This is a genomic window from Duganella aquatilis, from assembly GCF_009674565.1.
In the GTDB taxonomy this organism is placed as follows: domain Bacteria; phylum Pseudomonadota; class Gammaproteobacteria; order Burkholderiales; family Burkholderiaceae_D; genus Rugamonas; species Rugamonas aquatilis.
Genome location: NZ_WKJL01000014.1, coordinates 62820 through 85206, shown reverse-complemented (window position 1 = coordinate 85206; position 22387 = coordinate 62820). Strand labels below are relative to the sequence as shown.

Genomic DNA, 22387 nt, shown 5'->3' with positions numbered 1-22387 from the left:
GCCTGAGCGGGAATGACGTGATTACTTGCTGTCTTTGACTTCTTTGAAGTCGGCGTCCACCACGTCGTCCTGTGGCTTGGCCTGCTCGGCGCCTGCGCCTGGCGCCGCACCTTCCGCACCGCCGGCCGCTTGCTGCGCCTGCATGTCGGCGTACATCTTCTCGCCCAGCTTCTGCGAAGCGGTCGACAGCGAAGCCACCTTGGCGTCGATTTCGGCCTTGTCGCCCGATTTGATCGAGGCTTCCAGGTCGGTGATCGCAGCTTCGATCTTCTCTTTCTCGCCGGCTTCCAGCTTGTCGCCGTATTCGGTCAGCGACTTGCGGGTCGAGTGCACCAGTGCGTCGGCCTGGTTGCGCGACTCAGCCAGTTCCTTCACTTTCTTGTCTTCTTCAGCGTTGACTTCAGCGTCTTTCACCATTTTCTGGATTTCCGCTTCGGTCAGACCGGAGTTGGCCTTGATCGTGATCTTGTTCTCTTTGCCGGTGGCCTTGTCTTTCGCGCCGACGTGCAGAATGCCGTTGGCGTCGATGTCGAAGGTCACTTCGATCTGTGGCGTGCCGCGTGCTGCCGGCGGGATGCCTTCCAGGTTGAATTCGCCCAGGCCCTTATTGCCGGCCGCGATTTCGCGCTCACCCTGGTAGACCTTGATGGTCACCGCAGGCTGGTTGTCGTCGGCGGTCGAGAACACTTGCGAGAACTTGGTCGGAATCGTGGTGTTCTTGTGGATCATCTTGGTCATCACGCCGCCCAGGGTTTCGATACCCAGCGACAGCGGCGTCACGTCCAGCAGCAGCAAGTCCTTGCGTTCGCCCGACAGCACCGAACCTTGGATCGCCGCGCCAACCGCCACCGCTTCGTCCGGATTCACGTCCTTGCGTGGATCCTTGCCGAAGAACTCTTTGACCTTTTCCTGCACCTTTGGCATACGGGTCATGCCGCCGACCAGGATGATGTCATCGATGTCCGACACTTTGACGCCAGCGTCCTTGATCGCGGTTTTGCATGGCTCGATGGTGGCGTTGATCAGCTCTTCCACCAGCGATTCCAGCTTGGCGCGGGTCATTTTCAGCGTCAGGTGGACCGGCGCGCCGTTCGCCATGGCGATGTACGGCTCGTTGATTTCGGTCTGCTGCGACGACGACAATTCGATCTTCGCGCGCTCGGCCGAAGCCTTGATGCGCTGCAGGGCGATCGGATCTTTTTTCAGGTCCAGGCCGTTGATCTTCTTGAACTCTTCGATGATGTAATCGATGATGCGCTGGTCGAAGTCTTCGCCGCCCAGGAAGGTGTCGCCGTTGGTCGACAGCACTTCGAACTGCTTCTCGCCATCCACGTCGGCGATTTCAATGATCGACACGTCGAAGGTACCGCCGCCCAAGTCGTACACGGCGATCTTGCGGTCACCCTTTTCGGTCTTGTCCAGGCCGAAAGCCAGCGCGGCTGCGGTCGGTTCGTTGATGATGCGTTTGACGTCCAGGCCAGCGATACGGCCGGCGTCCTTGGTGGCCTGACGCTGCGAGTCGTTGAAGTACGCCGGTACGGTGATGACGGCCTCGGTGACTTCTTCACCCAGGTAATCTTCCGCGGTTTTCTTCATCTTGCGCAGCACTTCCGCCGAGATTTGTGGCGGCGCCAGTTTCTTGTCGCGTACGCCGATCCATGCATCGCCGTTGTCGGCTTTGGTGATCGAGTAAGGCATCAGGCCGATGTCCTTCTGCACTTCCTTCTCGTCGAATTTACGACCGATCAGGCGCTTGACAGCGAACAGCGTGTTTTTCGGGTTGGTCACAGCCTGGCGTTTGGCCGGTGCTCCGACCAGGATTTCACCATCTTCTTGGTAAGCAATGATCGATGGCGTCGTACGTGCGCCTTCGGCGTTTTCGATTACCTTTGGCTGACCATTTTCCATGACGGAAACGCAGGAATTCGTGGTTCCCAGATCGATACCGATAATTCTACCCATGATTTTCTTCCTTATTTGCTAGAGTTCAGATGGTACTAATATGTGGAAAAGCTCTATATTTTCAAGAGCTTGATATTTATTTGGCTTGCGCTGCGGTGACGATGGCCGGACGCAGCAGGCGGTCCGCGATCATGTAACCTTTTTGCAGCACGGAAACAACCGTATTGGCTTCCTGGTCGGCAGGCACCACGGCAACGGCCTGGTGCTTGTTCGGGTCCAGCTTCTCGCCCTGCGCCGGTTCGATGGCGATCAGGCGGTTGCGCTCGAAGGCTGCGGACAGTTGCTTGAGCGTCATTTCAACGCCTTCCTTCAGCGATTCCAGCGTTGGCGCTTCGACTTTCAGCGCCATTTCCAGGCTGTCTTTGACCGGCACCAGCGCCTCGGCAAAGCTTTCTACCGCGAACTTGTGGGCCTTGGAGACATCTTCCTGGGCGCGGCGACGGATGTTTTCACCGTCCGCCTTGGCACGCATGAACGCGTCATGCATTTCGGCCAGCTTGGCTTCGGTGTCGGCCAGCTGCTGTTCCAGCGAGGACAGGCCAGCTTCCGGGGTCGATGGTTGGGCCGACGCAGCGGCTGCTGCCGCCTCTGGATTAGGTGGTACGGCTTGGTTTTCCTGATCTTGCATCTAGAGACTCCTACAATCGTATTTGTTTGACATTACCGTTGTTACCGCTGTGGCAGCAAATGGGGCGATAACCTACGTTTTCAAGGGTTATTTCACCTGCCATTTCAACAACGGAATCCTGCATCAGGCGGCTATTTTAACAGGCTGGCACTCGTCACCCGCAAGTGCTGATTGTCGGGTGACGGTGTGGTGAGGCGGGTAATGTTGCTTTTCAGTCGGCGGCGCCGCGTTCCAGCGCGCTGGCGCGGGCGGCTTCTGCTTCTTTTTTCAGCAGCTCGCGTTCGGCCGGCGCCATCTGCGTCGGCCAGCCGATGATGTGCTGCTCGGCGATTTCGGCCAGCGCGGCGATCCAGGCCGGCGATTCGTTCAGGCAGGGGATGTAGTGAAATTCCTTGCCACCGTTGGATTCGAAGTCATGCCGCACTTCCATCGAGATTTCTTCCAGCGTCTCCAGGCAGTCGCTGATGAAGCCGGGGCAGATCACGTCCAGCCGCTTGACGCCGTCGCGTGCCAGCTGGGCCACGGTGGGCGCCGTGTACGGCTGCAGCCACTCGGCCTTGCCGAAACGCGACTGGAAGGTGACCACGTACTGTTCCAGCGTCAGCTTCAGCGCGGCGGCCAGCAGGCGCGCGGTTTTCAGGCATTCGCAGTGATAGGGATCGCCCAGCATCAGCGTGCGCTTCGGCACGCCGTGGAAACTCATCACCAGCTTTTCCGGCCGGCCGTGCTGTTCCCAGTGGGCCAGCACCGACTGCTTGAGCGCGTGGATATAACCGTCGTGGTCGTGGTAGTTGCGGATGAAGCGCATCTCCGGGATGTTGCGCACCTTGCCGTAGTGCTGGAACACGGCGTCGTAGATCGAGCCGGTGGTGGTGCCGGAATATTGCGGATAGGCGGGCAGTACCAGGATGCGCTCGGCGCCGTCGGCTTTCAGCTTGGTCAGCACCTCCGGCAGCGACGGCGAACCGTAGCGCATGGCCATGGCGACGGTCAAGTCCTGGTGGCCGCGCTCGCCGAGGGCGCCGCGCAGGTACAGCGCCTGGGCGGCGGTGTGGGTGCGCAGCGGCGAACCTTCGCGGGTCCAGATGGTTTCGTATTTCTTGGCCGACTGGCCGGAGCGGAACGGCAGGATGATCAGGTTGAGGATGAACCACCAGACGGCCTTGGGAATCTCGACCACGCGCGGGTCGGACAGGAATTCCTTCAGGTAGCGGCGGACGGCGGAACGGGTCGGCTCATCGGGCGTGCCCAGGTTCACCAGGACGATGGCGCTGCGGCCGAGGGTGCCGTGCTTGTGCGGCGGTTCTTTTAGAAAGGTCATGAATGGCTTAGGTTGTACCGTAAGCCACTATCTTACTATTTTAATGGACATACCAGCCCACAGCGAAAGCCAGGCCGGTCAATGTGACGGCTGTCGCGATGAACCATTTTAAAATCGTCGCTTCAAGCACGTCCAGGTCCATGAGCGCCGCCGTTAATGTATAAGCTTGGCAACGGCGACGGCGACCCCGCTCATGACCGTGGTAATCGCGAACGCGGTGACAATAAACCACTTGATGAGCCGGGTTTCCAGCCCAGCAAGGTCGGCCTTGGTCGCCATGTGCGCTTCCATTGCGTCAAGGCGCGTCTCGATGCGGACCAGCCGTACCTTCGCGTCTTCAGCAAAAGCTTCCAGCCGGTCCACTCTGAGTTCCAGATCCATCACTGCCTCCTTGTAAAGGCCAATGATCAATCTTAGCGCGTTTAGCCTGCGCTGGCCTGAGCTATATCAAGAGGCCAGCAGCTCGCGGGCGTGCTTGCGGGTGGTGGCGGTGATTTCCAGGCCGCCCAGCATGCGGGCGATTTCTTCCACCCGCGATTTGGCGTCCAGCACGTCGATGCGCGAAGCGGTCTTGCCGTTGTCCAGCGTGCCCTTGGCCACCTGGAAGTGCTGGCCGGCCTGGCTGGCCACCTGCGGCAAGTGCGTCACGCACAGCACCTGCCGCCCCTGGCCCAGGCGGCGCAGCAGGCGTCCCACCACTTCCGCCACGCCGCCGCCGATGCCGCTGTCCACTTCATCGAAGATCAAGGTCGGCACTGTGGTCGCATTCGACGTGATCACCGAAATCGCCAGCGAAATCCGCGCCAGCTCGCCGCCCGACGCCACCTTGGCCAGCGGCCGCGCCGCCACGCCGGCGTGACCGGCCACCAGGAACTCCACCTGCTCCAGGCCATACGCCGCCGGCTCGCCGGCATGCAGCGCGACCTCGAAGCGGCCGCCGGTCATATTCAGTTCCTGCATCGCCCTGGTGACCGCCTCGCCCAGCTGCGCCGCCGCCGTCACCCGCGTGGCCGACAGCCGCTGCGCCTCCGCCATGTAGGCCGCCTTCAGCTTTTCCTCCTGCTTGCGCAGGCCGTCCATGTCGCTGGCGACGGCGATCTGCGACAGGCGCTCGGCCAGCCGCGCATGTTCCTCCGGCAGCTGCTCTTCCGGCACGCGGAACTTGCGCGCCGCCGAGTGGATCGCGTCCATGCGCGCCTCCACCGTGCGCAGGCGCGACGGATCGAGATCCACGCGGTCCAGGTAATCGTTCAGCGCATACACCGCTTCCTGCAGCTGGATGCGCGCCGGCTCGATCAGGTCGACGATCGCCTGCAGGCCGCTGTCGATGTCCGCCAGCTTGCCCAGCTTCTGGTTCAGCGACGACAGCTGCGACAGGATGGGATGATCCTCGGCCTCAGAAATCACCGCCAGCGCCTCCTGCGCGCCTTCCATCAGGCTGGCCGCGTGCGACAAACGGCTTTGCTCATTGCTGACCTCCGCCCACTCGCCCGGCTTGACCGCCAGCTTTTCCAGTTCATTCACCTGCCACTCCAGCCGCTCGCGCTCATACAGCACGTTGGCCGCATTGCTCTCGAATTCCTCCAGCTGCTTGGCCAGCGCGCGCCACGCCTTGTAGGCCGTCGCCACCGAACGCGCCTGCGCCTCGGCGCCGGACTGGCCGTCCAGCAGCACGCGCTGGGCCTCGGTCTTCATCAGCGACTGGTGCGCATGCTGGCCGTGGATGTCGACCAGCAGGTCGCCCAGCTCGCGCAGCTGCGCCGCCGTCGCCGCCACGCCGTTGATGTAGGCCTTGCTGCGACCAGCGTTGTCGATCACGCGACGCAGCAGCGCGCCGCCCTCCTCCACCGCGAATTCATGCGCCACCAGCCAGTCGCGCGCCGGCTCGCTGACCGCGAAGTCGGCCGTGATGTCGGCCTTGGGCGCGCCTTCGCGCACCACGCTGGCGTCGCCGCGGCCGCCCAGCGCCAGCGTCAGCGCATCGATCAGGATCGATTTGCCGGCCCCGGTCTCGCCGGTGAACACGGTAAAGCCGGCGGAAAATTCCAGTTCGATCGACTCGACGATGACGAAATCACGGATGGACAGGGTACGCAGCATGGAGACCTGTAGAGTGGTTAATTGAGTTTGCCCTCACCGGACGGATACTCGTTCCAGTGCAGCTTTTCGCGCAGGGTGTTGTAGTAGCTCCAGCCTTCCGGATGCAGGAAAGTGATCGCATGCGGCGAGCGCTGGATCACGATCCGGTCCTGCGACTGCAGGCTGGCGAAGGTTTGCATATCGAAGTTGACGCTGATGTCGCGCCCGCGCACGATTTCGACGATGATCTCGCTCGATTCCGGCAGCACGATCGGCCGGTTCGACAGCGCGTGCGGCGCGATCGGCACCAGCACGATGCCGCCCAGCGACGGGTGCAGCAGCGGCCCGCCGGCCGACAGCGCGTAGGCGGTGGAACCGGTCGGCGTCGCAATGATCAGGCCATCGGAACGCTGGTTGTACATGAAGTGGCCGTCGACCTCCACCCGCAGCTCGGCCATGCCGGCGCCGGTGCCGCGCATCACCACCACATCGTTGACGGCCATGCCGACGTGGATGGAGGCGCCGGCGCGCATCACGCGCCCTTCCAGCAGGGTGCGGCGCTCGGCCTTGTAGCTGCCGCTCAGGATGCGCGCCAGCACGTCGAACATGCCTTCCAGGGGGATGTCGGTCATGAAGCCCAGGCGGCCCTGGTTGATGCCGATCAGCGGCACGTCGAACGGCGCCAGCTGGCGCGCGATGCCCAGCATGGTGCCGTCGCCGCCCATGACGATGGCGGCGTCGCAGTCGGCGCCAATGCCGGCCGCGTCCATCACGCGGATGTCGTCGAACTGCAGGCCGAGGTGGGCGGCGGTCTGTTCTTCAAACACCACCTCGTGACCGCCCTGCTGCAGGAAATCGACCATGCTGCGCACCGATTCGGCGATGCCGTCGGTATTCTGGCGCACGACCAGTGCGATGGTGTGGAAAACAGCGTGCGTGGCGGTCATAAAAGTCTCGGCTTTAAGCTAGGGGCAGGAACACGCAGCAGGGTAACCCATATCGCCGGCTTCTGCTATCGGCCTCCAGCGTCGCCACTGTACATTTAAACAGTATTTAATGCAAGCCGCCCAGTGCGGTTCAATGCCCCACCGTCATGATGCCCATGCCGCCGGCGATCAGCAGCGCGAACAGCAGCGCCATCAGGTAGAACAGCATCAGCACCGTCCAGCGGGCGAAGGTGCCGGCGCGGCTGCTGTGGTACACGCGCCGCATCGCCCACGGCAGATAGCCGATCAGCCAGCACCACAGCACAAACCGGGCGAGCGTGAAATGCACCAGCAGCATCACCGAGAAGATGAAGAAGGCGAAGGCGTTGGTGTGCAGCGCAAACAGCACGTGCTCGCCGAAGCGCCGGCCCGAGCCCAGGTACAGCACCTTGAGGATCATCGCGAACACCGGCATCAGGCAGAAGATCGCGTACGGCGCGTAGTGATACAAGCCGTTCTGCACGGCTTTCCACTGCTGGTCGCCCGGCAGTTCGCTGAACGCGTGCCACTGGTGGCGCAGCGTCGGCCAGTCGCGCAGCTTGTCGTCGAAGAATTCATCGCGGTCGTTGGGCTTGTCGCCATGGTCGTCCTGGATCACTTTCGGCTTTTCGGACTGGGCCTTGTTCTTGCTCGGACCGACTTCCTTGACCATGTCGGCGATCGCCGCCTCGGCCGCCAGCTTGCTGCGCACGCCTTCCGCGTCCAGCGGCGGCGCCATCTTGGTCTGCTGCTCGGCGGCGCTTTCGGCCATCTTGCGCGCCGGCGCCACCACCTGGGCCACCTGCGCGTCGTCCTCGTCGTTGCTGCCGACGTGGACGTCGGCGCCGCCGGTGAACTTCAGCAGCGCGAAGAACAGCACGCTGAACGACAGGTACAGCCGCAGCGGCTGCACGAAGCGCACGCGGCGGCCGCGGATGTATTCGTTGGTCAGCAGGCCCGGGCGGAACAGCAGCCGTACCAGCGATCCCCACAGCTTGCCCTCCAGCGCCACATAGTGGCCGATGAACTCGTGCAGGAACTCGCGCGTGCTGGCGTGGTGCAGGATCGCCTCCTGGCCGCAGTTGGCGCAGTAGTGGCCGCCCAGCGGCGCTTCGCAGTTGGCGCAGTTTTCAGGCGTGGCGGCAGTGCTCATGCAAGATTCCCGATCATGAAAGATGGTCTAAATGATAAACGACTTCCGCCCACTGTTGTCGAAATTCAATGTGGCGACTGACGGAAAACCAACTTGCTAAGATGGCCTCAACCCAACGCCACGGAGACCGCCATGAAAGACCAGCACGTCAATACCGACGCCAAGGTGAAGAACGACGGCGTCAAGCGCATGCCGCACGAGCGCGACGAAGCGCCCGAGGCCGACAGCAAGCCGCGCAGCATCATCCAGCAAGCCGCCAAGGACGTCGACAGCGGCATGGTCGACACCGACCGCCACAACCAGCCCGGCGTACAGAAACCGCGCGCCGGCGCCGAAGCCCAACCACAGGCGCACACCAAGCGCGACTGATCACCAGGAGTTGCCATCCATGCGCCAGCACACCGCCCTCGCCCTTCTTGTCGCCGCCGCCTTCGCGCCGCACTTTGCCGCCGCCCAGTCCTACCCGGTCGGCTTCGGCCCCAATCCGCAGTTGCCGGAGCCGCAGCGCTCGCTGGTGCCCACCGTGAACATCGCGCCGGCCGAGCCCTGGGCGGCGCAGCAGAAGCCGGTGCCGGTGGCCGGCTTCGGCGTCAGCGCCTATGCCAGCGGGCTCGACCATCCACGCTGGGTCTACACGCTGCCGAACGGCGACGTGCTGGTGGCCGAAACCAACGCCCCGCCCAAGCCGGAAGACAGCAAGGGCGTCAAGGGCATGGTGATGAAGCAGGTGCAGAAGAAAGCCGGCGCGGTGTCGGAATCGGCCAACCGCATCACGCTGCTGCGCGGACTGGACGCCAACGGCGTGGCGCAAAGCCGCAACGTCTTCCTCAAGGGCCTGAACTCGCCGTTCGGCATGGTTTTGGTGGGCAAGGATCTGTACGTGGCCGATACCGACGCCGTGCTGCGCTTCCCCTACCAGGACGGCGCCACCAGCATCGCGGCCGCCGGCGTCAAGGTGATGGACCTGCCGGCCGGCACACGCAACCACCACTGGACCAAGAACATCACCGCCAGCCCGGACGGCAAGTTCCTGTACGTCACGGTCGGCTCCAACAGCAATGTGGCGGAAAACGGCATGGAGGAAGAAACCGGCCGCGCCGCCATCTGGCAGCTGGACATCGCCACCAGCAAATCGAAGCTGTACGCCACCGGCCTGCGCAACGCCAACGGCATGGGCTGGGAGCCGCAGACCAAGACGCTGTGGACCACCGTCAACGAGCGCGACGAGCTGGGCAACGACCTGGTGCCGGACTACATGACCTCGGTGAAGGAAGGCGGCTTCTACGGCTGGCCGTACAGCTACTATGGCCAGCATGTGGACAAGCGCGTGTCGCCGCAAAAGCCGGAGCTGGTGGCCAAGGCGCTGGTGCCGGACTATGCGCTGGGCGCGCACACCGCCTCGCTGGGCCTGGCGTTCTATGAAGGCGCGCTGTTCCCGCAACAGTACCAGGGCGGCGTGTTCATCGGCCAGCACGGTTCGTGGAACCGCAAGCCGCACAGCGGCTACAAGGTGGTGTTCATCCCGTTCGCCAACGGCAAGCCATCCGGCCCACCGCAAGACTTCCTGGCCGGCTTCCTCGACAGCAACGGCAAGGCGCGCGGCCGTCCGGTCGGCGTGGCGGTGGACAAGCAAGGCGCGCTGCTGGTGGCGGACGACGTCGGCAACATCATCTGGCGCGTGGCGCCGGCTTCGGCGAAAACCGCCAGCCGCTGATAAAATCCTTGTTTGGCTTTCATCTACAAGGATTTACCATGCGCATTTTGCACACCATGCTGCGGGTCGGCGACCTGCAGCGTTCCATCGATTTCTACACCAAAGTGCTGGGCATGAAGCTGCTGCGCACCAGCGACAACCCGGAGTACCAGTACTCGCTGGCCTTCCTGGGCTACGGCTCGAATCCTGACCACGCCGAGCTGGAGCTGACCTACAACTACGGCACCACCAGCTACGACATGGGCACCGCCTACGGCCACATCGCGATTTCGGCGGAAGACATCTATAGCGCCGCCGCTGCCGTGAAAGCCAACGGCGGCACGGTGACCCGCGAGCCGGGCCCGGTCAAGGGCGGCACCACGGTGATCGCCTTCGTCACCGACCCGGACGGCTACAAGATCGAACTGATCGAACGCAGCTTCGACGGCCAGGGCGGCGGCCTTTAAGCCAGGCTGGGCTTGAGCAGGTCGGCGATGCCGATGCGTTCGGCAAACTCCTCGCGCACCCGCTCGGCCACTTCGGTCACCGCCGTGGCGCCGTCATCGACAAAGTCGGTGATCGAGCGGAACGGCCGCGAGCCGTGCGGCAGGCCGACGATGTAGGCGATGTCGGCCGCCACCGCCGCCGGATCGGCATCCGGCGGCATCAACTCGGTCAGCCGCGCGCCGACCTGATCCATCAATCCCTGATAGCGGGCGTCATAGGCGGCGCTGGTCGCGGCGTCGGCCGGGTGGCCGGCGTTGGCGAAGTGGTCGGTGCCTGCCGTGAACGCGCCCGGCACCACGATCGAGGTTTCGATATTGAAGCGCGCCAGCTCGTAGGCCATCGTCACCGCGATCGAATCCATGGCCGCCTTGGCCGCCGCATACGGGCCGAGGAACGGCGGGAAGCCGCCGCGCGCGGTGGTGCTGCTGACCCACAGCACCAGCCCCTGCTGCTGCCGCCGCATCACCGGCAGCACCGCCTTGTTGACCCGTTGCGTGCCGAGGAAATTGGTGTCGAACACCTTGCTGATTTCCTCCGGCGTAAAGGCCTCGGTCGGGCCGATCACCAGGTGACCGGCGTTATGCACCACCACATCCAGCCGGCCGCGCTCGGCGACGATGGTCTGCACCGCCGCGTCGGCGGACGCCTGCGACAGCACATCCAGCTCCACCGCCCGCACGTCGGCGCCGTTGGCGAAGGCCCAGTCGCGCAGTTCGCGCACCCTGGCGGCATTGCGGCCGCCGATGTCGCGCATCGAGGCGTACACCGTGTGGCCGGCCAGCGCCAGCGCCTTGACCGACAGGTGGCCGATGCCGGTGCCGGCGCCGGTGACCAGAACAATCGATTTGCTCATGACCGTTCTCCTTACACCATGCCGCCGTTGGCGCGCAGCGTCTGGCCGTTGATCCAGCCGCCGTCCGGGCCGGCCAGGAAGGACACGGCGTTGGCGATGTCTTCCGGCGTGCCCAGGCGCTCCAGCGGCGGCATCTTGGCCAGGCGCTCGATCAGCTCCGGCGTCTTGCCATCGAGGAACAGCGCGGTGGCGGTCGGGCCGGGGGCGACGGCGTTGACGGTGATGTTCTTGCCGCGCAGCTCCCTGGCCAGGATCATGGTCATGCCTTCGACGCCGGCCTTGGTGGCGACATACGCCGAATAGCCCGGCATCAGCGTGCCGACCAGGCTGGACGAGAAGTTGATGATGCGGCCGCCGTGCTCCAGCCGCGTCGACGCCTCGCGCATGGTGTTGAAGCTGCCTTTGAGGTTGACCGCGACCAGGCGGTCGAAGGTGTCGTCGTCGGTGGCCGACAGCTGCGGCAGGTTGGACGGCATGATGCCGGCGTTATTCACCAGCACGTCCACCCGGCCCAGCTGGGCGATGGTCTGGTCGAACAGGCCGCGCACGGCGGCGGCGTCGGCCACGTCGGCCTGCAGCGCGAGGGCGGTGCCGCCGGCGGCGCTGATGGCGCCGACCACCTTGTCGGCCTCGACGACATTGCCGGCATAGTTGACGACCACCGCGAAGCCGTCCCTGGCCAGGCGTTGGGCGATGGCGGCGCCGATGCCACGGGATGCGCCGGTGATGATGGCTACTTGTTTCATGGTCTTGCTCCTTCGGTATGTGATGGGATGAAGCGAGTATCCGCCCTCACACGAATCGAATAAATCCATGAAACTTGCTATGACTATGCAGTTTTCACTAATAATCAGGACAAAAAAACGCCGGCATCAGCCGGCGTTTAATGTTTGAATTAGTGAGCCAACAGCGCGTTGACTGGCGCCAGATCCTCTTCCTTCAGCGTGCCGGCCGCCGATTTCAGGCGCAGGCCGTTCATGATGGTGTCGTAGCGGGCTTTCGACAGATCCTTCTGGGTCGAGTACAGCAGCTTCTGCGCATTCAGCACGTCGATATTGATACGCACGCCGACCTGGTAGCCCAGCTTGTTCGAATCGAGCGAGGACTTGCTCGACACTTCCGCCGCTTCCAGCGCCTTGACCTGGGCCAGGCCGCTGGTCATGCCGAGGAAGGCCTGGCGCGCGGTCTGCGACGCATTGCGGCGGGTGGCTTCCAGATCGTTGCGGGCCTTGTCTTCCAGCGCGATCGACTCGCGCACCTGGCTGGTGACGGCGAAACCGCTGAAGATCGGCACCGTCCAGGTCACGCCGATCGCCTTGTTGTTGTTGGCGCCGTAGGCGGTCTGGTTGGTGTGCTGGGCAGCCGCCGTCAGGTTCAGCGTCGGCATGTGGTTGCCGCGGTTGCGGGCGATTTCGCGCTTGGCGATTTCCAGCTGCAACTGGGCCGAGATCACGGCGAAGTTCTGGCCTTCCGCCGAGCCCACCCACGGATCGACTGCGGCCGGCGATGGCGGCTCGATGGTCACGCCGGTGCGCAGCGGCGCCAGTTCGCCCGGCGCCTTGCCGACGATGACCTGCAGCGCGGTGCGCTTGTTGTCCAGATCGTTGATGGCGGCGAATTCCTGCGCCACCACCAGATCGTAGGCCGCCTGCGCCTCGTGGGTGTCGGTGATGGTCTGGGTGCCGACTTCAAAGTTGCGCTTGGCGGATGCCAGCTGTTCGGTGGTGGCCACTTTCTGCGCCTGGGTCGAGGTCAGGTTGTCCTGCGCCGTCAGCACGTCGAAATACGCTTGCGCCACGCGGGTGATCAGGTCCTGGCGGGCCTGGGCGAAGGTGGCCTCGGCCACGGCCTGGGCCAGCTTGCTCTGCTGATAGCCCTGCCACAGGCTCCAGTTGAACAGCGGCTGGCTCAGCGAGACGGTGTAGGTGTTGGTGTGGTTGTCCACGTTCTGGCGCTTCGGCAGCACCAGTTCGCCGTTGACGACGTCCAGCACGCCTTCGTTGAAGGGAATGAATTCACCGTTGTTGCGCAGATTCGTCCCGCTGGCGCTGATGCTTGGCAGCAGACCCGCGCGGCCCTGGGTGATGCGTTCCTGACCGGCGGCCAGCGACGAGCGGGCGCTGGCGTAAGTCGCGTCATTGGCCAGTGCTTGCTGGTACACCTGGATCAGGTCGGCCGCCTGTGCGTTGAGCGTCAGGAAGGCGCTGGCGATCAGCACGGCGATAAGGGGTCTCTGCATTGCAATCTCCGTTGGAGTCATCAAAAAAAGTTAAACAAATCAAAAACACTGCTACCTCGGCCCCGCGCCGCCGACAGCGCGGGCCCGCTTAATACTTGGCCATCGTGCTATCGACTTGCAGCGCCCAGGCGTGGATGCCGCCGGTCAGGTTGACCATCTTGCCGAAGCCGTTACGCTCCAGGAAGGCGGCCACCTGCATACTGCGCGCACCGTGGTGGCAGATGCAGACGATCTCCGCATCCTCATCCAGGTCGTCGATGCGCGCCGGTATGGTATTCATGGGAATCTGCACCGCGCCGTCGATGCGGCAGGTTTCAAATTCCCAGTTCTCGCGCACGTCCAGCAACATCGGGCTGGGCCGTGCTTCGTCCGCCAGCCAGTCGGCCAGCTCCAGTGCAGTAATCTGCCGCATGCCGGCGCCTTAGAACTGGAACTTCGACGGCTCGACTGCCGATGCCAGCGCCTTGACGTTGGTCTCGAACAGCGTGCGGGTGTCGTAGCCGGCTTCGCCGGTACGGGTGATCAGCTGCGCTTTCATCGCCGGCGCCTGGCCGATGATGACCGCCAGACGGCCGCCCACTTTCAATTGTTGCAACAGCGCTTCCGGCAGCACCGGCAGCGAACCGCCCACCACGATCACGTCGAACGGCGCGCCGCTGGTCCAGCCCTGGGCGCCATTGCCCAGTTCGGTTGTGACGTTGGTGACGCCGTTGTCGGCCAAGTTCTTGTCGGCCAGCGCCTTCAGTTCCGGCGACACTTCCACCGTGGTCACCTGGCGCGCCTTGTGCGCCAGCAGCGCGGTCAGGTAGCCGGCGCCGGTGCCGATTTCCAGCACCGACTCGTGTTTCTTCAGGCCCAGGTCCTGCAGCAGACGGGCTTCGATCTTCGGCGCCAGCATCGCTTCGCCGCCCGGCAGCGGGATTTCGATGTCGGCAAACGCCAGCGCTTTATGCGCGGCAGGCACGAAATTCTCGCGTTTGACTACGTGCAGCAGCTCCAGGACTTCCGGGTCCAGGACGTCCCAAGGACGGATTTGCTGTTCGATCATGTTGAAGCGGGCTTGTTCGATATTCATCTTATGACTCATGTCGGGATTAAATAATCCGTCATTTTATCGTTGAACTGGCATCGAGGCACATATTAACGATTAGACGGCGTAATCGCGGGAAATTGCGACAGGATGCAATTTCCGGGGGGTGAACCTACCAAAATGGCAAGCTGGATGGAAAAATGGCGGCGCGCTTCACGGCGTATCGGCCTGCAGGCCGCGCAAGGTGGTGGCGATAAAGACGTCCATGAACTCCTGCGGCGGGATCTGCGGCATGCCGCAGGTGGGCATGAAGGCGTGGGTCCACATCATCAGCATGATCACCGGGGCGATCAGCACCTGGGTCATGACGACCGGATCGACCGGGCGGAATTCGCCGCGCGCGATGCCGCGCGTCAGCACGCGGGTGAACAGGCTGCTGCCGCGCGCCACCACTTCATCGTTGTAAAACTGCGCAAGTTCGGGGAAGTTGTTGCCTTCCGCGAGCATCAGCTTGGTGATGCCGCCCAGCGGCGTGGCGCAGATCTCCTGCCACCACTTCATCAGCAGCGCGCCCAGCAGCTCGGCGCTGGGGCCGTCGAAGGTGGCGGCGTCCTGTTCGGCCTCGCCGATGGTGGCGACGATGTTGTCGCGCACCACGGCCTTGAACAGCTCTTCCTTATTCGCGAAATACAGGTACAGGGTGCCCTTGGAGACACCGGCGCGCTTGGCCACGTCCTCCAGGCGGGTGGCGGCATAGCCGCGTTCGACGAACTGCTCCAGCGCCGCCGCCAGCAACTCCTGCGGCCGCGCATCCTTGCGCCGCTCCCAGCGGGGCTTGGTATCTTGAGGGGCTTGCATCGGTATGTTGAGCGTAACTTACTTGTAAGTCATTAATATAAGCGCAAGGTGACGCTCAGTCAAGCAAGCTCGGCAAACGACCTGATAAAGTCTTGATCCAATGCGCCTTGCGCACCGGGCCGCAGGGATATCTGCTTAGTAAGTAATAGAGATTTTCCCGATTGTCTTGCCCGATTCGATCTCCTGATGGGCCATCTTGAAAGACTCAACAGTAAAGCCAGCGAGTGTTTTCATCAATGTGGAGCGGAGCTTGCCTTGGTCGGCCAGTCTGGAGACCTGATCGAGGATGTCTGCCTGCTTCGCGATATCGGCCGTCTTAAATAGCGAGCGGGTGAACATCAGTTCCCACACAAAGCCGGCGGATTTGCCCTGCAGCTTGGTCAGGTCCACGCCGCCATCAAACTCGACAATGGAACAGATCGTCCCCTGGGGAGCAATCAGCTCCGCCATCGCGTCCCAGTGGACGATGGTATCGGCGGCATTCAGAATGTAATCCACGGTCTCGATGCCCAGCGCCCTGACCGACTTTACCAGGTCGACATGGTCGGCGATGTGATCGGCGCCCATCGAGCGGCACCAGGCCGCCGATTCGGGCCGAGACGCGGTCGCAATAACCCGCAGCCTGGTTAATTGCTTCGCGAGCTGAATCGTTATCGATCCGACGCCGCCGGCGCCACCGATGACCAACAGCGTTTTGTCCGCATCATCCGGACCGATGCGCAAACGATCGAAGAGCGCTTCCCAGCCGGTAAGTGCGGTCAGCGGCAATGCCGCCGCCTCTGCATCGCCGAGCGTGACCGGCGCCTTGCCGACCAGGCGCGAGTCCACCGCCTGGTAACGCGCGTTGGAGCCGGCACGATTAATCTCTCCCGCGTAATAAACCCTGCTGCCAACTTCAAAGCCCGTCACCGATGCGCCGACTTCCACCACGGTGCCCACCGCGTCATAGCCAAGCACCCGTGGCGTTTCCAGCGAACCGTCCGCTGCCGCGCGCACGCGCACTTTCGCATCGACCGGATTGACGGACGCCGCACTCACTTTAACGATCAGGTCGTACGGAGCAGCTTCCGGATAAGCTGCGTCGAACATAAACAGGCTGTTGGACGCTTGAATCGGCAGCGAACGATCAAAGCCGATCGCCTTCATGGTACTGGTATTGCTCATGTTATATTCCTCGTGAACTTGGGCGCCCCGCGGCGCAGGCACCATGATGGTAAAGGCACGCCAGCGCGCTCACAAGTACGCACATTTTGGGTAGATAGGCACAGGAAAGATACGATGAAAAGGGCACGCTTCGACTGCTATTCAGGTACAGCTTGTCCGGTAGAGTCAACGCTGGAACTGATCGGGGGAAAGTGGAAAGGGATGATTCTGTTCCACCTCATCGACGGGCCGATGCGGTTCGGCGAACTGCAAAGGCAGATGGGCAATATCACCCAACGCATGCTGACCAAGCAGCTGCGGGAGCTTGAGGATGCGGGGCTTCTTCACAGGGAGGTTTTCCCGGAGGTGCCGCCCCGCGTGGAATATAGCCTCAACGAAAAAGGACAAACGCTGCGGCCGGTGCTGCTCGCCCTGAAAGAATGGGGCGAGCGCTATGGATTGGCAATGGCAGCTTCAAACCTGGCGGCACGAAGCAGCGATGACAAGCGCATGGCTATCTGACATGCCGGGCGCCGCCCCGCCATCACACGGACGAGACGGCAGGTCCAGACGCGAACCCTAGGCCCCCGGCGCTTTGCGGTAGCGCATCGGGTTCAGGCCGGCATACGCCGCCTCCATTAGCGAACTGGCCAGCAGGCCGAGTTTCTGATGGTCGTAGCTGCTGTTGTTGAACACCACCACCATGACGTCCTCCGCCAGCACGCGCCGCGCCACCAGGCGGAAACCGCCGTTGGAGCCGTCCTCCCAGGCCGCCTCGCGCACCTGGCCGGCGATGCTGGCGCGCTGCGTGCGGCCGCCCAGCGCGTAGTGCTGGTCCGGACGGACCACGCGTAGCAGCGTGGCGCGCGACTCGGGCGTCAGGATGGCGCCGCCCAGCACGCCCTGCATCAGGAACAGCATGTCGGGCGCGCTGCTGTAAAAACCGCCGGCCATCGCCATGTAGTCCGGCACCGGGCTGACATTGCGCGTCCACGGCGGCGTCTGTGCCGACGGCGTGTAGGCCAGCGCCATGCCGGGCACCTTGTCCGATTCGCCGCTGAAGATGCCGCTGTTGCGGAGCTGGAGCGGCTCGATCAACCACGCCGTCACGCACTCGCGGTACGACTGGCCGCTGACCTGTTCGACGATGGCCTTGACGATCAGCCAGTTGGAATGCGAATAGTCCCAGTCGCTGCCGGGTTCGAAGCGCAGCGCGCCGCTGGCGTAGCGGCGCACCGCTTCCATCTGCTCCAGCGGCGTCGCGCGCATTTCCGGATGGTTCTTGCGCGCCTCCAGCACCTCGTTCGGCACCCCGCTCGAATGGCTCATCAGATGGCGCAGCGTCAGGCGGGCGCCGGTGTCGGCGCGGTAGTCCGGCAGGTAGCGCGTGATCGGCTGGTCCAGCGCCAGCTTGCCCAGATCGACCAGTTTCATCACCACCATGGCGGCGATCCACTTCGACACCGAGCCGGTCTCGAAGCGGGTGTTCACTCCCATCGGCGTATTGGTCTGCGGATTGGCCAGGCCGATCGCATTGGTGTACCACACCTCCGGTCCCAGCCCCACCGCCACCGTGCCGACGAAATCCGGATGACCGGCCAGCGCCGCGTCATAACGCGATCCCACGTCCGCCGCCCAGGCGGGCACCACACGGCTCAGCGCAGCCGCCCCGGCAAGCGCGATACATTGACGACGATCCACAGCCACACTCCTCCTTTAAAACGTTGGTACGCAGCGTACCACACGCGCTGTCACGCGGCGGGTGAATAAACATGGCTGATCTTGGTGAATTTCGCAATTGCGGTGCGGGCGTGCTGATTGCAGAATGGGGGAAAACGACAGGAGACAATCCCCATGGCAGACCATATCCGCGCCGCCAGCCTGCTGGCCATCGCCTTCGCCGCGCCCGCGTGGGCCGACATCGTGACCGTCAAGTCGCCCGACGGCCGCAACGCCATCAGCATCGACAGCGACAAATTCAGCTACACCGTCAGCCGCGACGGCAAGCGCATCATCGAACCGTCGCCGCTGGGCCTTAACCTGGACATCGGCGCCCTCGCCGCCGGCGCCAGGCTGCGCGGCCACGCCGAGACCACCGTCAAGGACACCTACGAGATCGTGCTGGGCAAGGCGCGCAGCGCGCCGGATCACTACCAGCAGTCCGACATCGCCTTCGCCGCCAACGGCAAGGCGCCGCAGTTCCACCTGCTGGTGCGCGCCTACGACAACGGCGTGGCCTTCCGCTACGCGGTGCCGGAGCAGGCCGGCCTGTCGGCGTTCAAGGTGATGAACGAGGCCACGCAGTTCAACTTCGCCAGGGACTACGACTGCTGGGGCGCCAACATGGGCCGCTTCGACACCAGCTTCGAGGCCGAATACGACCTGACCAAGGCGTCGAAGATCCGCAACTTCCACAACTTCATCGCGCCGCTGGTGTGCAAGACCGGCGCCGGTTCCACCACCTTCGCCATCGCCGAATCGGACGTCAAGGACTATCCCGGCTTCTACCTCTCCGGCCGCGGCGACGCCGGCCTGGGCGTGATGGTCACGCTGCCGCCGCGCTTCGACAACAGCCGCGACTACCGCTTCCGCAAGACCGTTTCCGCCAGCGTGCAGCTGAAGGGACAGGGCTTCCAGACGCCATGGCGCGTGGTGATGCTGGGCGACGCGCCGGGCGACCTGGCCGCGTCGTCGCTGATCCCGACGCTGGCGACGCCGTCGCAAATCCAGGACACCAGCTGGATCAAGCCCGCCAAGACGTCCTGGGACTGGTGGAACGATTGGGCCGTGAACGTGCCCAACGCCGGCGTCAACACCGCCACCTACAAAGCCTTCATCGATTTTTCCAAGGAGATGAAGCTGGACGACATCCTGATCGACGAGGGCTGGTCGGTGGGCAGCGACGTCGAACCGAATCCGCAGGCCGACGTCACCCGCGCCAAGCCGGCGATGGACATGCCGGACCTGCTCCGCTACGCCAGGTCGCAAGGCGTGGGCGTGTGGCTGTGGGTGCAGTGGCAGCAGCTGGACAACCAGATGGACGCCGCCTTTGCGCAGTATGAAGACTGGGGCATCAAGGGCGTCAAGGTCGACTTCATGAACCGCAACGACCAGGAAATGGTGGACTGGTATCACAAGGTGCTGAGCAAGGCCGCCGCCCACCATCTGATGGTGGACCTGCACGGCGCCTATCCGCCGAATGGCCTGAACCGCACCTGGCCGAACTACATCACGCAGGAAGGCGTGCTCGGCGCGGAGAACAACAAGTGGAGCGCGCGCATCACCGCCACCCACAACGTCACGCTGCCGTTCACGCGCATGATCCTGGGGCCGATGGACTACACGCCGGGCGGCTTCCACAACGCCACGCCCTCCACTTTCGTGCAGCGCAACCACGAGCCGATGGTGATGACCACGCGCGGCCAGGCCGTCGCCATGTACGTGGTCTACGACAGCCCGTTCCAGATGGTGTCCGACAGCCCCGCCGCCTACAAGGGCGCCGACGGCAAATGGGCCGACGGCGCGGAATTCATCCAGGCCGTGCCGACCTCATGGGACGAGACGCGCATCGTCGCGGGCGATATCGGCGAGTACATCGTCTCGGCCCGGCGCAAGGGCGAGGCCTGGTATATCGGCGCCATGACCAACGAGTCCGGACGCACGCTGAAAGTGCCGCTGTCCTTCCTCGGCAAGGGCGCCTACCACGCCCACCTGCTGCAGGACGGCGACGACGCCAGCCGCCTGTCGGCCAGCGACAGCAAGGTCACGGCCACGCAGACCCTGACGCTGAAGCTGGCGCCGTCCGGCGGCGCGGTGGCCGTGATCACGCCCTGATCACGCCCGGATGGGGCGCAGGAATTGCTGCCGGAAGGCGCTGGCCTCAACCGCGCAGCTGTAATAAAACCCCTGGCCCAGCGGGCAGCCGGCATCGTTCAGGAAGTCCGCCTCCTGCGGCGTTTCGATGCCTTCGGCCACCGCCGCCAGTTGCAGGTTGTCGGCCAGCGCCAGCACCGCGCGCAGCAAGGTCTGGCGGCGCGGCGGCGCATGGTCGATGCCATGCACAAAACTGCGGTCGACCTTGATCAGGTCGATCGGCAGGTCGGCCAGGTAACTGAGGCTGGAATAGCCGGTGCCGAAATCGTCGATGGCCAGCGTCAGGCCCAGGTTCTTCAGGCGCTGCAGCACGCTGGCGGCGCCGCGCATGTCGCTCATCAGCGCCGACTCGGTCAGCTCCAGCTGCAGGCGGGCCGGCGCCAGGCCCACCGCGTCGAGCTGCTCCTCGACATGGTCGGCGAAGCCGGGATGGGCCAGCTCCAGCGCCGAGACATTGACGGCGATGGCGCCGGGACTCTGGCCGGCCATGTCCCACTGGCGCGCCTGCATCAGCGCCTGGCGCAGCACCCAGCGTCCCAGCGCGACGATCGTGCCCGACTCCTCGGCGCACAGGATGAACCGGCTCGGATGAACCCAGCCCCATTGCGGGTGGTGCCAGCGCAGCAGCGCTTCGCAGCCGCTCAAGGCGCCATCGTCCAGGCGCACCTTGGGCTGGTAGTGCAACTCGAACTCCATATTGTCCAGGGCGTGGCGCAGCGCCTCTTCCATCTGGCGCCGCTCGACCATGCTGGTCAACAGGTCCTGGTTGAAGAAACGGCAGACATTGCGGCCCGCGTTCTTGGCGCTGTGCAGGGCGGTATCAGCGTGGCGCAGCAGTTCATCGCCGCTGCGGCCATGCTCGGGGTACAGCGCGATGCCGATGCTGCAGCCGATGTGCACCTCCTGGTCGTCCAGCTGGTGCGGCTGGACGATGGCGGCGCGGATGCGCTCGGCCGCCTGGGCGGCGTCGGCGCGGCCGGTGCCGGGCGCCATCAGCACCACGAATTCATCGCCGCCCTGGCGGCCGACCAGGTCGATCAGGCGGAAGCAGCCGCGCAGCCGCGCCGCGACCGACACCAGCAGCGCGTCGCCGGCGGCATGGCCCAGCGTATCGTTGACCTGCTTGAATTTGTCCAGGTCCAGGTACATGACGGCCAGCGGCACCTCGCGCGCGCCGGCCTCGACCAGGATCTGATCCAGGTGGCGCTGGGCGGCAAAGCGGTTGGGCAGGCCGGTCAGGAAATCGTGCCAGGCCAGGTGGTCGACCCGCACCTGCAGTTCGTGCGCGCTGGTGACGTCGTGGAACACCATCACCACGCCGCTGACCGCGCCGCTGGCGTCGCGGATCGGCGAGGTGGCGTCTTCGATCATCACATTCGGCGCATGCGGCCGCACCATGGTGCAGCCGGCGGCCAGCCGCACCACGCCGCCGGTCGCCAGCACCTGCAGCACCGGATGCTCGATGCCGGTCTGGTTCTTGGCGTCGTGCAGGCGCATCAGTTCATTAATGGGCTGGCCCAGCATTTCTCCCTGGTCGGCGCACAGCAGACGGCAGGCGGCGGGGTTGGCGTAGCGGACGCGGCCGCGCGCATCGGTGCTGATGACGGCGTCGGCGATCGCATCCAGCACCACGTCGCCCTCGCTGGGCACGCCGGCGCGCAGGTGCAGGTGGCGCGTCGCCACGATCATCGCATGCAGGATCTGGCGCAGCAGTTCGCGCGAGGTGTCGGTGGTAATCACGTAGCTGACCGCGCCGAAGCCGCTGGCGCGGGTGGTCAACGCTGGCGGACCGTCGAGCGCCAGCATCACCAGCGGCACGCCGCCATAGCGCATCGCCAGGGCGCGCCAGGCGTCACGCCGCGAACCGCCTTCCAGACGGGGATTGAGCAGGATCAGGTCGGGCACGGTCCCGACGTCATTCAGCAGCTCGTCCAGCCGCGCGCAAAAGCGCAGGGTGATCGTATCTTCATGGCCGGGCATGGTGCCAAGTAACTGCTCCAGGTGGGCGCGCTCGGTCGCCACCGAGGTGACGACCATAATCTGCATATCCATTCGGCATCCTTTCGCGGACCGCAATCCCGTG

General features: G+C 64.2%; 21 protein-coding genes. 5 read left to right on the top strand and 16 right to left on the bottom strand.

Annotation, left to right across the window (positions count from 1 at the left end):
• Positions 1-21: 21 nt before the first annotated feature.
• The 7 genes from dnaK to GJ698_RS18665 all read right to left on the bottom strand — a co-directional run bounded on the left by dnaK (position 22) and on the right by GJ698_RS18665 (position 8108).
• Positions 22-1962: a molecular chaperone DnaK gene (gene dnaK, locus GJ698_RS18695; RefSeq protein WP_154359370.1), complete on the bottom strand. Its 1941-nt coding sequence runs from the start codon at positions 1960-1962 to the stop codon at positions 22-24.
• A 76-nt stretch (positions 1963-2038) separates the two neighbouring features.
• Entirely contained in the window at positions 2039-2590 is a 552-nt protein-coding gene (gene grpE, locus GJ698_RS18690) for a nucleotide exchange factor GrpE (RefSeq protein ID WP_154359369.1), read from the bottom strand.
• Positions 2591-2801: 211 nt separating this feature from the next.
• Complete coding sequence (gene hemH / locus GJ698_RS18685; RefSeq protein ID WP_154359368.1) at positions 2802-3911, bottom strand: ferrochelatase; 1110 nt, start codon at positions 3909-3911, stop codon at positions 2802-2804.
• Positions 3912-4064: 153 nt separating this feature from the next.
• Positions 4065-4292 (bottom strand): hypothetical protein, encoded by a 228-nt coding sequence (locus tag GJ698_RS18680; protein ID WP_110845690.1) that lies wholly within the window; start codon positions 4290-4292, stop codon positions 4065-4067.
• 66 nt (positions 4293-4358) lie between these two features.
• A complete protein-coding gene (gene recN / locus GJ698_RS18675) occupies positions 4359-6011 on the bottom strand; it encodes a DNA repair protein RecN (RefSeq protein WP_154359367.1) in 1653 nt (550 codons plus the stop codon).
• A 17-nt stretch (positions 6012-6028) separates the two neighbouring features.
• Positions 6029-6937, bottom strand: a complete 909-nt coding sequence (locus tag GJ698_RS18670; RefSeq protein WP_154359366.1) for an NAD kinase — start codon at positions 6935-6937, stop codon at positions 6029-6031.
• 130 nt (positions 6938-7067) lie between these two features.
• Complete coding sequence (locus GJ698_RS18665; protein WP_154359365.1) at positions 7068-8108, bottom strand: DUF3667 domain-containing protein; 1041 nt, start codon at positions 8106-8108, stop codon at positions 7068-7070.
• A gap of 132 nt (positions 8109-8240) precedes the next feature.
• On the opposite strand from GJ698_RS18665, the gene GJ698_RS18660 reads away from it, so the two are divergent.
• The 3 genes from GJ698_RS18660 to gloA are packed head-to-tail and all read left to right on the top strand — an operon-like array spanning position 8241 to position 10268.
• Positions 8241-8477 (top strand): hypothetical protein, encoded by a 237-nt coding sequence (locus GJ698_RS18660; protein WP_154359364.1) that lies wholly within the window; start codon positions 8241-8243, stop codon positions 8475-8477.
• Between the two features lie 19 nt (positions 8478-8496).
• Positions 8497-9822 carry a PQQ-dependent sugar dehydrogenase gene (locus tag GJ698_RS18655; RefSeq protein WP_154359363.1) on the top strand — a complete coding sequence of 442 codons (1326 nt, stop codon included), beginning with the start codon at positions 8497-8499 and terminating at the stop codon, positions 9820-9822.
• Positions 9823-9860: 38 nt separating this feature from the next.
• Positions 9861-10268 carry a lactoylglutathione lyase gene (gloA, locus tag GJ698_RS18650; protein ID WP_154359362.1) on the top strand — a complete coding sequence of 136 codons (408 nt, stop codon included), beginning with the start codon at positions 9861-9863 and terminating at the stop codon, positions 10266-10268.
• Here gloA and GJ698_RS18645 read toward each other — a convergent pair.
• The 7 genes from GJ698_RS18645 to GJ698_RS18615 form a co-directional block, all read right to left on the bottom strand.
• On the bottom strand, positions 10265-11161 hold the full coding sequence (locus GJ698_RS18645; RefSeq protein ID WP_154359361.1) for an SDR family oxidoreductase: 897 nt from the start codon (positions 11159-11161) through the stop codon (positions 10265-10267). The two genes, gloA and GJ698_RS18645, sit on opposite strands and share 4 nt — an antisense overlap.
• An 11-nt stretch (positions 11162-11172) precedes the next feature.
• The gene (locus GJ698_RS18640; RefSeq protein WP_154359360.1) at positions 11173-11907 is read right to left on the bottom strand and encodes an SDR family oxidoreductase; all 735 of its coding nucleotides are present in this window, start codon (positions 11905-11907) and stop codon (positions 11173-11175) included.
• Positions 11908-12056: 149 nt separating this feature from the next.
• Complete coding sequence (locus GJ698_RS18635) at positions 12057-13400, bottom strand: TolC family outer membrane protein (RefSeq protein ID WP_154359359.1); 1344 nt, start codon at positions 13398-13400, stop codon at positions 12057-12059.
• Between the two features lie 88 nt (positions 13401-13488).
• Entirely contained in the window at positions 13489-13812 is a 324-nt protein-coding gene (locus GJ698_RS18630) for a rhodanese-like domain-containing protein (RefSeq protein ID WP_154359358.1), read from the bottom strand.
• 9 nt (positions 13813-13821) lie between these two features.
• Positions 13822-14475 carry a protein-L-isoaspartate O-methyltransferase family protein gene (locus tag GJ698_RS18625; RefSeq protein WP_154359357.1) on the bottom strand — a complete coding sequence of 218 codons (654 nt, stop codon included), beginning with the start codon at positions 14473-14475 and terminating at the stop codon, positions 13822-13824.
• A 168-nt stretch (positions 14476-14643) separates the two neighbouring features.
• Positions 14644-15288, bottom strand: a complete 645-nt coding sequence (locus GJ698_RS18620) for a TetR/AcrR family transcriptional regulator (RefSeq protein ID WP_154359356.1) — start codon at positions 15286-15288, stop codon at positions 14644-14646.
• A gap of 135 nt (positions 15289-15423) precedes the next feature.
• Positions 15424-16434: a zinc-binding alcohol dehydrogenase family protein gene (locus GJ698_RS18615; protein ID WP_208023852.1), complete on the bottom strand. Its 1011-nt coding sequence runs from the start codon at positions 16432-16434 to the stop codon at positions 15424-15426.
• Between the two features lie 132 nt (positions 16435-16566).
• Between GJ698_RS18615 and GJ698_RS18610 the strand changes: the two genes are divergently transcribed.
• Entirely contained in the window at positions 16567-16953 is a 387-nt protein-coding gene (locus GJ698_RS18610; RefSeq protein WP_154359354.1) for a winged helix-turn-helix transcriptional regulator, read from the top strand.
• A 57-nt stretch (positions 16954-17010) separates the two neighbouring features.
• Here GJ698_RS18610 and GJ698_RS18605 read toward each other — a convergent pair whose 3' ends face one another.
• Positions 17011-18132 carry a serine hydrolase domain-containing protein gene (locus tag GJ698_RS18605; RefSeq protein WP_208023848.1) on the bottom strand — a complete coding sequence of 374 codons (1122 nt, stop codon included), beginning with the start codon at positions 18130-18132 and terminating at the stop codon, positions 17011-17013.
• A gap of 153 nt (positions 18133-18285) precedes the next feature.
• Here GJ698_RS18605 and GJ698_RS18600 point away from each other — a divergent pair, with 153 nt between their 5' ends.
• The gene (locus GJ698_RS18600; RefSeq protein WP_154359353.1) at positions 18286-20265 is read left to right on the top strand and encodes a glycoside hydrolase family 97 protein; all 1980 of its coding nucleotides are present in this window, start codon (positions 18286-18288) and stop codon (positions 20263-20265) included.
• Here the strand turns inward: GJ698_RS18600 and GJ698_RS18595 are convergent, their stop codons facing one another.
• Positions 20266-22356: a putative bifunctional diguanylate cyclase/phosphodiesterase gene (locus GJ698_RS18595; RefSeq protein WP_154359352.1), complete on the bottom strand. Its 2091-nt coding sequence runs from the start codon at positions 22354-22356 to the stop codon at positions 20266-20268.
• Positions 22357-22387: the final 31 nt, after the last annotated feature.